Annotated in this window: 10 protein-coding genes and 1 riboswitch; of the genes, 1 reads left to right on the top strand and 9 read right to left on the bottom strand. The window is 42.5% G+C overall.

The features are described 5' to 3' along the window. Positions 1–71 precede the first annotated feature (71 nt). From NI469_RS07385 to NI469_RS07365, 5 genes are all read right to left on the bottom strand, one after another. Positions 72–719: a hypothetical protein gene (locus NI469_RS07385; protein ID WP_253174751.1), complete on the bottom strand. Its 648-nt coding sequence runs from the start codon at positions 717–719 to the stop codon at positions 72–74. Positions 720–806: 87 nt separating this feature from the next. After that, on the bottom strand, positions 807–4,412 hold the full coding sequence (gene uca, locus NI469_RS07380) for an urea carboxylase (RefSeq protein WP_253174750.1): 3,606 nt from the start codon (positions 4,410–4,412) through the stop codon (positions 807–809). A 2-nt stretch (positions 4,413–4,414) separates the two neighbouring features. Then, positions 4,415–5,068 (bottom strand): urea amidolyase associated protein UAAP2, encoded by a 654-nt coding sequence (locus NI469_RS07375; RefSeq protein WP_253174749.1) that lies wholly within the window; start codon positions 5,066–5,068, stop codon positions 4,415–4,417. Between the two features lie 11 nt (positions 5,069–5,079). Next, the gene (locus NI469_RS07370; RefSeq protein WP_253174748.1) at positions 5,080–5,817 is read right to left on the bottom strand and encodes an urea amidolyase associated protein UAAP1; all 738 of its coding nucleotides are present in this window, start codon (positions 5,815–5,817) and stop codon (positions 5,080–5,082) included. 29 nt (positions 5,818–5,846) lie between these two features. Beyond that, positions 5,847–5,960, bottom strand: a riboswitch (guanidine-I (ykkC/yxkD leader). A gap of 207 nt (positions 5,961–6,167) precedes the next feature. Continuing rightward, complete coding sequence (locus NI469_RS07365) at positions 6,168–7,061, bottom strand: LysR family transcriptional regulator (RefSeq protein WP_004647024.1); 894 nt, start codon at positions 7,059–7,061, stop codon at positions 6,168–6,170. Between the two features lie 292 nt (positions 7,062–7,353). On the opposite strand from NI469_RS07365, the gene NI469_RS07360 reads away from it, so the two are divergent. Beyond that, positions 7,354–8,064, top strand: a complete 711-nt coding sequence (locus NI469_RS07360) for an HAD family hydrolase (RefSeq protein WP_253174747.1) — start codon at positions 7,354–7,356, stop codon at positions 8,062–8,064. 82 nt (positions 8,065–8,146) lie between these two features. Here the strand turns inward: NI469_RS07360 and NI469_RS07355 are convergent, their stop codons facing one another. The 4 genes from NI469_RS07355 to NI469_RS07340 all read right to left on the bottom strand — a co-directional run bounded on the left by NI469_RS07355 (position 8,147) and on the right by NI469_RS07340 (position 12,919). Beyond that, positions 8,147–8,497 carry a hypothetical protein gene (locus tag NI469_RS07355; RefSeq protein ID WP_004280391.1) on the bottom strand — a complete coding sequence of 117 codons (351 nt, stop codon included), beginning with the start codon at positions 8,495–8,497 and terminating at the stop codon, positions 8,147–8,149. A gap of 254 nt (positions 8,498–8,751) precedes the next feature. Then, positions 8,752–9,918, bottom strand: a complete 1,167-nt coding sequence (locus tag NI469_RS07350; RefSeq protein ID WP_004647028.1) for a fatty acid desaturase family protein — start codon at positions 9,916–9,918, stop codon at positions 8,752–8,754. Positions 9,919–9,960: 42 nt separating this feature from the next. Then, positions 9,961–10,983, bottom strand: a complete 1,023-nt coding sequence (locus tag NI469_RS07345; RefSeq protein ID WP_034439364.1) for a flavin reductase family protein — start codon at positions 10,981–10,983, stop codon at positions 9,961–9,963. 298 nt (positions 10,984–11,281) lie between these two features. Next, complete coding sequence (locus tag NI469_RS07340; RefSeq protein WP_253174746.1) at positions 11,282–12,919, bottom strand: long-chain-fatty-acid--CoA ligase; 1,638 nt, start codon at positions 12,917–12,919, stop codon at positions 11,282–11,284. Positions 12,920–13,132: the final 213 nt, after the last annotated feature.

Here is a 13,132-nt window from a genome sequence, read left to right as displayed (position 1 = left end):
AGTACGTGCCATTGAAAATATAGAAATAAAAATAACTCAAAGGAGGATTTTAAGTATTTAAAACCAATTCTTCAAATGAGGACACGCCCTAATAACTGTTTTATCTCCTCTGTTTCTTCGATATAGCTTTCATAAAAGAAAACTCTAAAAGCATAACAATTTCTCATCCATAGAAAATTTCTTAAGTAGTCATTCCGCATAGTCCATTTTATATTTTTAGACTGGGTGAACTCATACTCACAACAGACATCTCCACTTGCAATATTTAACAATGGAGATGCCAAGTCATCATAAATAATCTGTTGATCCGTATTGCCAATTAAGCGAGGAGTTAAACCTAATGTCATCCATACTTTTTCAGCTAAGTTATAACTATATCTAGCTCCATCTCCCCATGATGCTATTATATAATCATGACCAGAGACATCTAATGCTATATAACCTAACCCACCTTTATTATTTACATGAGGTCTGCCTTCCCTAACCAGTCCATGTGCAGTTTCAGCAAAGACAGAAATATTTGATAAATCACTTTCTGGAATGCAAGCCATTAACATGTGAACATATTCATAACCTTCCTCATACTGATTTTTTACGAACCTTGTCGCAACTTCAACATCTGAGGCTGGATTATCAATAGTCTCTAGTTGTAATAATTTTTGAAGGCGTTCAGGTAACGAACTAATAAGTAAAGGAAAATCTTTTTGGTAATCAATCATATACTTATAATTACATCTAAATAAAATAATCATATATTTATAAATAAAAAAGAGAGTAGTTACTACTCCCTTTTTTAAAAAATCACTTTAAGCCACTGGCGCCAACGTAAACAACACTTGCCCCGTTTTAACCGTCTGACCTTTTTCAATGGTAATCGCATCTACACGCATACGCTCAGGCGCAATAATTGGAATCTCAATCTTCATCGCTTCAATCACGGCAAGCGTTGCGCCTTCTTCCACAATATCACCCGACTGACATTCAATTTTCCAAATTGAACCCGGCATGTGCGATTCCACTGCACAACCACCTTCAGGCACTTCAACGCCTTCACCATCATCCACCGTATCTAGGCTTTCAGAGACATATTCTGCAAGTCCTGCTTCATGCCAACGACGGCGCTCTGCATCAAAGTTAGCTTGTTGCACCGCTTTAAATGCCGAAATAGATTCTTGGTTTTCAGTTAAGAAGTCGTTGTATTCTTTTAGATTCAATACACCATCTTCAATGCGTAATTTTAAACGCCCTGCTTTAAAGTCCTCACGCATTTGCATGAGTTCCGCTTCAGACACTTCATAAAACTTAATTTGGTCAAAGAAGCGCAGTAACCACGGCATACCTTGCTCAAAATCAGGGTTTTTACGGTAGCGTGACCACATTTGCGAAGTACGACCGACAAACTGATAGCCACCCGGACCTTCCATACCGTAGACACACATATACGCACCGCCAATACCCACAGCATTTTCAGGTGTCCATGTCCGTGCAGGGTTATATTTGGTGGTGACCAAACGCTGGCGCGGATCAAGTGGCGTTGCCACAGGCGCACCCAAGTACACATCGCCCAAGCCCATGACCAAATAACTGGCGTTATAGACCACATCTTTCACAGCTTGTTTGTCTTTTAAGCCATTAATACGACGGATAAATTCGATATTGTCCGGACACCACGGCGCATCAGGGCGCACGGTTTGCATATAACGTTCGGTTGCGAGTTGGGTTTGTGAATCTTCCCAAGCTAGTGGTAAATACACGGTACGTGATGGCACTTGCATCTCGGTCACATCAGGCAGTTGCTCTTCCGCCACTTGTAGCATACGCAATAAATCAATCTGATCGAGCTGAGTCGAATCAAAATGAATTTGCAGTGAACGAATGCCCGGTGTCAGGTCGATAATACCTTGAATGTTTTGATCTTTGACCCATTGCATCAGCGCATGAATACGGAAACGCAGGTTTAAATCTAAAACCAACTCGCCATATTCAACGAGCATATAGTTATTGCCGGCAGGACGATACACCACATCAGGCGTACCATTTTGACCTTTTAAGGTGTCTAAAATGGCAGATTTTAAGGTGCTGATTTCAGAATAGAACGATTTATCAAAAGTAACCGCTTGTGTATCTTGGGCAGTTAATTGAACATGATATTTTTCATTCAGCAATTTCGCTTGATGGTAGCTCACAGGCACAAACTTCACTTTATCGCCTGCTTTCAGTTGACCGAGTTTCCACAGTTCAGAATTAATCACTACCGCAGGACACACGAAACCACCAAGGCTTGGACCATCTGGCCCCAAGATAATTGGCATATCCCCAGTAAAGTCGATGGCACCAATCGCATAAGCATTGTCGTGAATATTGGATGGATGCAGACCCGCTTCGCCACCGTCCTGACGAGCCCATTCTGGTTTTGGACCAATCAAACGAATTCCGGTACGGCTGGAGTTGAAGTGAATTTCAAACTCGTTGGCAAAGAAGGTATCAATGTCGTTTTTGGTAAAGAAATCAGGCGCACCATGTGGACCGTACATCACCGCAATTTCCCAAGAATTGGAAAATGTTGGGATTTGATCTTCTATTAAGGCTTTCACGTCATCAGATGTAAATGCCGTGATTGGAAGCATATCGCCAATCAGTAAATTACGCCCCGCATGACCGCCAAACTGACCCAAGGTAAAAGTCGCTTGTGAGCCTAAATATTCAGGCACATTCAGACCACCTTTAATCCCGATATAAGTACGGCAACCTGTGGCGATCTTGCCACATTTCAGCGTCTGACCTTTACGCACATTCACAGTTTGCCACATTGGGACAGCAACACCATCCAACGTCGATGGCATATCGCCACCTGCCAAGACAATTTGGCTATCGCAATGGAATTTTAAACTTGGTCCTTGGAGTGTACATTCTAGCCCTGCGGTATTCGGTGCATTGCCCAACAATTGGTTTGCGACATTCAAAGACAGCGGATCAATCGCACCTGATGGCGGAACACCAACATCCCAGTAACCTAAACGTCCTGTCACATCTTGCACGGCGGTTTGAATGCCCGCTTGTAGCACTTCAATTTTTTGAGTTTTCCACTCAAAGGTATTTAAAAAACGTGTGGTTTGCGTACCGGCTTTAAAGACATTGCAGTCGATAATGTTTTGTAGATATTCAAGGTTGGTTTCAATGCCCGCCACTTGGGTTTTAGCGAGCGTAACTGTCATGGCTTGAATTGCAGAATCACGATCATCCGCAGTCACAATAATTTTGGCAATCATCGGGTCATAGAAAGATGAGACGTTTGAACCTGTTTCTACCCAAGTTTCATTACGCGCGTTGGCATCGAACTCAACATGCGTCAAAAGTCCTGCACTTGGTTGGAAGTTTTTGATTGGATCTTCGGCATAAAGACGCACTTGAATTGAATGTCCTTGTGACTCAAGTTTTGATGTTGGTGCAACCCAATCGCCACTGCCTAAAGTCACCATCCATTCCACAAGATCGACACCAAAGACTTGTTCAGTAACGCCATGTTCCACTTGTAGACGGGTATTCACTTCCAAAAAGTAGAATTCTTGTGTGTCAGTATCCATCACAAATTCAACGGTACCTGCCGAACGGTAATTCACCGATTGCATCAATTGAATCGCGACATTTTGAATATAGGCACGTTGCGTATCGTTTAAATGTGGTGCAGGCGTTTCCTCAATCACTTTTTGGTTACGACGTTGCACCGAACAATCACGCTCGCCCAGTGCTAGAACTAAACCGTTGCCATCACCAAAGATTTGCACTTCGATATGACGAGCATTTTGTACGAATTTCTCGAGATATAAACCTGCATCTTTAAAGTTGGCTTGTGCTAAATAGGACACGGTTGTGTAAGCATCTTTCAGCTCTTCCGCATTCCACACCAAACGCATGCCGATACCACCACCGCCTGCAGTACTTTTCAGCATTACAGGATAGCCAATACGTTCCGCTTCAAGCAGTGCTTCGGCTTCGTCTGCCAACAACTGACTGCCCGGAAGTAATGGTACATTGGCTTGAATTGCTAATTCACGTGCAGTATGTTTGAGACCAAAAGCTTTCATTTGCTCGGCATTTGGCCCTAAGAACACAATGCCTTGCGCTTCACACAGATTACAGAATTCGGCATTTTCAGACAGGAAACCATAGCCCGGATGAATGGCTTCTGCCCCAGTTTGTTTTGCCACTTCTAAGATTTTATCGACATTCAAATAGCTTTGGCTCGCAGGTGCATCGCCAATAAAGACCGCTTCATCGGCTAAAGTCACATGTAAAGAATCACGATCCGCTTCTGAATACACCGCAACCGATTGAATGCCTAATTTTTTAAGGGTACGAATGACACGACACGCAATTGCACCACGGTTGGCGATGAGAACTTTATTAAACATGATTACGCTTCCTCGCCTTCACGGACAATCAGTTGAATTTTAGTTGGGTTATAAGCATTGCATGGGTTATTCAGTTGTGGGCAGTTTGAGATCAGTACAATCAAATCCATCTCGGCTTTGATTTCGACATATTTCCCCGGTGCAGAAATACCATCATCAAATTTTAAGTGACCCTCTGAAGTGACGGGAACATTCATAAAGAAGTTAATGTTTGGTCCAATGTGGCGCACGTTTAAACCATGCTTTTTGGCAATGGGATGTTGTGACAACGCAATCATGAAATTGTTACGGCAACTGTGCATTGGGTATTTGTCATGGGCATAACGGACCGTATTACTTTCACATGAACATGCACCGCCTAAAGTGTCATGGCGACCGCAATTGTCATCATTAATGGTGGCGATTTTATTGCCAAAGTTAGTATATAAAGTTGTGCCTTTTTCGAGATAAATTTGACGGTTCATCGCCAAAGTATCGGTTGCGCTATAACGCTCTTCAGGGTTATGTGCGGAAATAAATAAAGTATCAACCGCCTGGTTGCCTTCAAGGTCAACAATACGGAAATACTGGCCTTTTTTGACTTCACACATCCATGCTTCACCGGCAGGACAAACTTCGCTAAGTACTGATTTTTCTAGATTTACGAGTGCAGTCATGATCATTCCCCTTAAGCAGTTAAAGCGTAGTAGCGGTTATTATTTTGAAACGCACGCTGATTTTGCGGGCATGAGTCACGGCAGACATCGGTGTCGCCTAAAGGCAGTGCTTTAAAGAGTGAGAGCTGAATATCGGCTGGTGCATATTCATTAGAATTGTCGAGTGCATGTGGTGCGCTGGATAAAAACACCAAACAATCCATTTCAAAGCGTAGTTCAATTACTTGGTCGGTATTGTCAGACTTCACATAAGTTAAATTGCCATTGTCATCCGGTTGAACTTTTGAGAATAGATTTAAGGTATTACTCAGATTCGTCGCAGATAAACCAAATTTGGTCATCTCTAAAAGTAGGCTGTCTTTAGCATTGCGGTACATGTCGTTGCGGGCATCCTGGAAGGTCTTCGTGCCAAACTGTGCTCCAATTTGCGGTGCGGTACTTGGCGCACAAAAGGCATCGTTCCAACCGTGATCATCTTTCACAATGGATACCATCGCGCGTCCAAGGTCAGACGCTAAAATATGCCCTGTACTTAAAAATGCCGTGTGTTGTGCTTTTAAGCTGTCTGGCATGTTATAGGCTTCAAGCTTGTCTTCGCTATTTACACAAAACAGTGAAACATTGGCATTCGCGCCTAAAGATTTGAGTTGTAAAACTGCGCCACGCTGAATGCGTGCTGACCAGTGGTGTCCACCCGGTAAACGTTCAGTCCAGAGGACTTGATCTTCGTGATAAGTTATTGTGCTCATTTGCATCCATCCCAATCTTTTTACGGTTTACCTCCCGGGCTTTTATCCCTCCGTGTAGCTTGGGTTTGAACAAACCTAGCCGTGAACTCTCGGTCGCAGACCTACATGAATGTTCATGTATCGGAACCCTAGATCACTTTATGATGATGTAGATAGATGCAAAGGACGTGCCAAACTGGTAATACTATTTTTTATATTCGTAATACTTTTTTTTGAGATGGAACTGATCACTTCAGGTGCAAGGCTCTGAAAAAGGCATCAAGATGTACCAAAATAAAAAAATCCCGGCTTGTACCGGGAATTGTAAAATCTAGAGATGAGAACTCAATCAAACTATTTAAGCGGTAGAGTTATTTACTTAAAATCTCATGCAGCATATTACGTAACCATTGATGACTGGTTTTATGATGACAAGACATATGCCAATACTGCTTTACGGAATAGGTCGGGAAAGCAATCGGTGCCTCAAAAATCTTGAGATTGCCACGTGATAATAAAACTTCACTCAAATAATAAGGCACGGTCGCAATCGCATCGGTTTCCTGTACCACCAGTCCTACCCCGAGATAACTTGGCAGACGCATTAGAATGTCACGCTTGAGTTCCAGATTCAGCAATTCATTTTCAATATGGTAATGCCCCATCCCGGCATCAATATCAATATGGGTTTCACGTAAATACTCTTCTGTCGTGATGCTGTCACCGGTCAGGCGCGGATGGTCTTTCGCCGCGATCACCACATAATATTGTTCAAACAGTTTCTGCTGATAAAAGCCATTCTCCAGATTTGGCAAGAAGCCCAAAGCCAGATCAATCTCACCATTGGCCATTTGATAACTAGTTTCCGAGGTAATCGGACGCACATTCAGACGGATATGGGATGCATGCTGCTTCAGATACTGGGAAATTTTTGGCAATAACACCAGATGCGATACATCGGTCATCGCCAGTGTAAAGCGCTGCTGTGAAGTGACCTGATCAAAATTGATCGTAAAATTATTGATTGCTTCAACTTTGCTCAGTGCTTCGCTGACCAAGGGAAAGAGCTGTTTGGACAGGTCTGTCGGCAGCATTTCATTGCCAATACGTAAAAATAAAGGATCACCATAATGCTGGCGAATTTTATTCAGCAGATTGCTCACCGCAGGCTGGCTCATATCTAAATGATCGGCTGCCTGAGATACGTTTTTAAATTTATAGACATAATAAAAAATACTGAGCAATTTACAGTCAAGTTCAAACACAGAAATACATTTCCTTTAACTTTCTCATCATTCGGACAGGTCTTTCATCCGCATAAGTCTATTGAGGGTCAGATTAAAATATAACACTTCGCAACTATTTTCAGGATTAAACTCGCTGTAATTTTCCGAAAAAAATACTTTTGCCAGATGAATAAATCCATCAAAAAGTACCTCAACAAGTACCTCAACGCAAAATTTCCAGCCCGGTTTGCTCAGGTCAGTTAAACATTTAAATCGTATGCGATATACTCAGCCACACCCAATAAATGGTAAAAATACAGAGAAATCTTATATGTTTCAGGATAAAAAGCTGGTCTGTTTTGATCTGGATGGTACATTGATTGATTCTGTAGGCATCTGGAATCAGGTCGATGCAGCCCTGATTGATGAGCTCTCCAACAGAAAAGTCGATTTACATGAGATTCAGCAACAGCGCGATCTTCAACTTACCGCCTTGAGACATAAACCAGATCCTTATCTGGAATATTGTGGATTTTTAAAAGAACAATACGGTTTTGAACCAGCTAAAGAAGAAGTAAAAAATCGTCGTTATAGTATTTCCCGACATTTTCTGGATGATATCGTCGAGTTAAAACCTCAGGCAGACCTCCTGATTCAGGCTTTAAAACAGCAACAGATATCACTGGCTTTGACCACCACCACCAGTTTATTCAATGTACAGCGCTATCAGGATAACAATCGAAATATTAACTCTAAAATCAGCTTTGATGAGGACTTTTCCTTGATTCTCACCCGTGAAAATGTCCAGAACATTAAACCTCATCCCGAAGTTTATCTGAATGTTTTGCAAGCCTTTAACCTTCGACCTGAGGAATGTCTAATTATTGAAGACTCTCTAGTCGGTGTAGAAGCAGCAAATCATGCGGGCATCGAGGTAGTGGGAATTTATGACCAGCACTCCGCTCATGAAATAGATTTGATCAAAGCCAAAGCGAATTATTTTGTCGAGGATTTTGCTGAATTATTGAGTTTCATTCAATAAAAACATCCACTAAAAAAGATGCCATGAAATATCCTTATTCATGACATCTTGAATACTATTTGTGGCTTAAAAATCTTACTGCCTATTTGGCTTTTTTGTAGATTGAGCCAGAACCAACCAGATTTCCGGTTTTCTCATCGATTGCGAAATCGACCATACCTGCACCTGCATTCAACTGAAGCATGCCATTTTCGTTCACTGCAGCGGGCATTGGATTCTTTTTCTCGGTTTTACCGGTTTCCTTATCTTTGATCGTATTGGTAATCAGATAATTTTCACCGTTTTTAGAAATAACCAGAATATTTTCAAGTTTTGGATTTTCCACGGTGTTTTTCCAATTGCCCTGATAATCTGGTGCTGGCGCTTCAGTGGTATTACAAGCAGTTAAAAGTACTAATAATGGAATTGCTGAAAAATATTTAAGATGTTTCAAAACTGAGACCTTGAGTGTAACGACGCGGCCATTATAGAGAGAAGCCCTTAGAGCTGAAGCAGGTTGTTGTAGGCAAAGCGTTTCAGCAGTACCGGATCTGTTTTGCTTTCGTCATTTTTTGAAATCTGTATCCATATTTTATTCATAAACAGGAGGATTTTAATGATATTGAATCTGATAAAGAAAAAAATCCTCAATAGACCATCCAAATCTATTGAGGAGTACCAAAATGGTGAATAAGTAAAGCTTAAAAATTATGACAATAGTTTCGCTTTAAAGTAGTTGAATACAGATTTGGCAGCATGGGTTTTTTCAACCACCTGCTCAGTCCAGTGATTCGGTAGAGAACATTTAGCCAGACCTACCCACACTGTAGAAAACTGTTTCATGAAGCTGGCTTCGTTATAGTGAATACCATATTCTGCACAGAGCGCTTTGATTTTTGGCGCAACCTGCGCATAGCGATTGGCGGGCATGTCCGGGAATAGATGATGCTCAATCTGATGACTCAAATTACCACTCAAGATATGTAGCCAAGTTGTTCCACTAAAATTGCTCGAACCGCGAATCTGGCGTAAATACCACTCGGCACGGGTTTCATTGTCGGTATTGTCCATCTCAAAAGTTTCAGCATCTTCAGTGAAATGACCGTTAAAAATGACAGCCGAAGCCCATAGACTGCGAATCACATTGGCCACCGCATTTCCGGTAAATACCGGAATGGCATTAGGTCCTGCAATGATCGGGAAAAATACATAATCTTTTAACACCTGACGGCGCATTTTTTGGCGCAAAGGTGCTGCTTCTTCCCAGACTTCTTTCCAGGTCTTGGTTTTATATGCAATCACGTCTTCCAGATGCAGGCGTTGCAGACCAACATACCATTCGAAAAACACCATTAACTGAATGCCCAGTGGAATATTGAACAGAAAGCGTGGTTCCCACTTTTGCGATTCACTGACCCGAATCAAGCCATAACCGACATCATGATCCATTCCGACAATATTGGTATAAGTATGGTGAATATAGTTGTGCGTGTATTTCCAGTCATCGCCGGTTGAAATCGTATCCCAGTCATAGGTCGCACCGTTCAGACTCGGATCATTCATCCAGTCGAACTGGCCATGCATGACATTGTGACCGAGTTCCATATTTTCCACGATTTTGGAAAGACCGAGCAGACCTGTCCCCGCCAGCCATACCGGTGGCAACCAACCGGCAAACATCAGCATGCCACGTGAGGCAATTTCGCTATAGCGGACAAAGTTGCGGATTTTATAAATATATTCGGCGTCTTTTTCCCCCAGATCATCCATGACCTCGCGGCGGATCGCATCGACTTTGGCACCGAATTCCTCAATCTGTTCAGGACTAAGAAATTGGCTTTTGCTATGTCGTTTAAAATCAATTTGCATATTCATGGGAGCACCTTCTTATAGTTTAATTAATGGCTTATCAATAGTTTATAAATTAATCACCACAGGACTCACTGCCTGAGAAATGCACAGTTTGATCTGGGTATTATTACCATGATCAATTTCACCGGTCAGGACATTTCGTACCGAACCACTGACTTTGGTACAGGAACAGGTATTGCAGATACCCATTCGGCAGCCATGCGCTGGTCTCAAGCCGGATTTTTCGGCACTTTCCAGTAAGTTGGACTGGGCTTGAAATTCCTGCTGCGATCTTAAAAACCGTACCGGCTGTGCTTTAATTTTTTCATCGACCACAATCTGGAAATATTCCCAATGAAAATTGGATTTCAATTCCAGTTTATCAACGATGCGAAGTGCGGCCTTCATCATCCCGGCGGAGCCACAAGCATAAATTTTTCGTTCTGCAAAGTCTGGCACCAGCTTTTGTAATAAGCTCTGCGTCAGATGCTGCTGGTGTTCCACGGTATTGAAATGGTGATATTTCAAGTTTGGATGCATAAGAGCCAATGTTTTCAGTTCAGCATGAAAGGCATCATCTCGAGTGAAATAAATCAGGTCGATCTGTTCCAGAGACTGAATGACTGCTTTTTGCAGCAAGGAGTAAATGGCGGTAATACCACTACCTGAAGCCAGGAATAAAATCGGCTGGGTGGATTTTTGCAATGTGAACTCACCTTGGGGCTGAGATATTTCAACCACCGCACCAATTTGCATCAGACTTAAGGCACGTGACACTTTACCCTGCTGTTTAACCGCAATGATCAGATCACCATTTTTCAATACCGTCACCACAGAATAATGTCGCTGATGTCGTATGCCATCGAGTCTAACAGTCACTGCAATATTTTGGCCGGCCTGAAATGACTTGGCTTTAAAATTATGATTTGGACGTAAGTGAATTTTGAAAAAGTCAGGGCTGATGGCTTGAATGCCCATAACGGCAGCCTTAACTTTTTTAATTGCCCAGGTTGGATGGATTTTTTCACCAATAAAATCAATGAAATCTTCCCGGATCCAATGCGGCTGATAGGTTGGCATGCTTGTCATTTTTATCCCCTTATCCGCAGACAGTTTTATTAATGTACAACTGTCTAATTATTATATTGCTCAGGATAAAGAATTCTCACATTCAGACCATGTCAATACAGGTCAAATTATGTGCCTAAGCCATATAATATGACTTTTTGTCGGACAATATCATCTAAAAGTATCGATCAAGGCGATATGGATTGAGAAAAAGCATTTTTAAACAGACAACGCTGCTTAGCCTGTACATAAAAAAACTGATCTCTATTCGAGATCAGTTTTTTGACTTCATGTAGGAATTTTCAGATTAAATGACGCTTTAACCTGCTGCCTGCTCCAAAAGAATAGTCCCATATAATTCACGCAGATCTTTTTTCAGCATTTTACCAGTACCACTGAGTGGAATCGCATCAACAAATACGACTCGGTCTGGAATCTGCCATTTGGCTACCTTGTCTGCATAATATTCCAGCAGATCAATCTCACTTAGCTGGCTGTCCGGCTTTTTAATGGCAATCAATACCGGGCGCTCATCCCATTTAGGATGTTGGGCGGCAATTACGGCAGCCATCGCAATTTCCGGATGTCCCATGGCAATATTCTCCAGTTCCACCGATGAAATCCATTCTCCGCCAGACTTGATTAAATCTTTAGAACGGTCACTGAGTTTCATAAAACCATCCTGATCCAGCGTAGCAATATCGCCGGTATCAAACCAGCCATCTGCAGTTAGTGCTGATTCTTCCTTGCCGAAATAATGGCTGATGACCCAATGCCCTTTGACCTGTAAATTTCCTGTGGTCTGTCCATCACGTTCAATTTCATGCGTCCCTTTTTCTGCATCGGTCAAACGTAGGTCAACCCCGAACGGAGGACGACCTTGGGACAGACGAATCTGCAATTTTTCTTCATCAGACAGATGCAAATGTTTGGTCTTGAGCTGATTCGCTGTACCCAGTGGACTGATTTCCGTCATGCCCCAGGCATGGATCGTTTCACAATTAAACTGTTCTTTGAAAGCTCTTAGCATGGCCGGTGGACATGCCGATCCACCTACTACATTCCGTTTTAGGCTTTCCAGTTTGGAGCCTGACTGGTTTGCGGCGGCAATCAAACCCTGCCAGATGGTCGGCACACCAAGTGCTACCGAAACCTGATAATTATCAATCAGGTTGACCAGACTGGCGCCATCCAGGCCCGGTCCAGGAAGGACCAAAGTGCATCCCACCATCGCAGCGGCATACGGTGTGCCCCACGCATTCACATGGAACATCGGCACCACAGGCAACATAATGTCGGCAGCCGAGACATTTAAGGAATCAGGTAAAATGATGGCATAGCTATGTAATACCGTAGAGCGATGGCTAAACAGCACACCTTTGGGATTGCCCGTGGTTCCTGATGTATAACACAGAGAGCTTGCCGAGTTTTCATCAAGTGTTGGCCACTCAAAATCTGCATTTTGGCCGGCAATCAGATCATCATAAAATTGTACTTCTGGTATCGCTTCTCTAACTGCCGGATCAGCTGCATCCAGACAGATAAAATGCTCGACTGAGCTCAACAGCGCTTTCACGGCTTTAATTAAAGGGACAAATGTTTTATCGAACAGCACCACGCGATCCGCAGCATCATTCATAATAAAAATCAGCTGTTCCGGAAATAAGCGCGGGTTAATGGTATGACAGACCAGGCCACTGCCAGAAATGGCATACCAGGACTCTAAATGGCGATGATTATTCCAGGCAATAGTCGCGACCCGATCTCCCTGCGCTAAGCCGAGTTGTTGTAATGCATTGGCAAAACGTTTCGAGTTTTGGTGAATTTCTCCCCAATTGGTCACTGTAATACTGGTATCGGTATTTTTGGAAATTACCTCGGTATCGGCATGATAGCGTCCTGCATGTTCAATCATGCTGCTGATCAGTAAAGGCTGAAACATCATATTTCCGAGCATTCTCCACTCCTTTGTGCTTGTTATTGGTCCGTATTTGCGTATCGTTGTTATAGTTGCATGATGGCTCGGTCTGAAACCGTAACTTACTTTTTATCATCATGTGGATTGAATTTAGCAAGGAAATCTAACTTTGTAAGTATCGAATTGTGACAAATTAAGCCAAGTGACTGAGGCGTATAAAAATGGGAATATGATTTATCTAGAGATAAAATT

The organism is Acinetobacter lwoffii (assembly GCF_024129735.1).
Taxonomy (GTDB): Bacteria; Pseudomonadota; Gammaproteobacteria; order Pseudomonadales; family Moraxellaceae; genus Acinetobacter; species Acinetobacter lwoffii_H.
The sequence above is the reverse complement of the archived record's forward strand: the minus strand, read 5'-3'. Positions and strand labels throughout refer to the sequence as shown.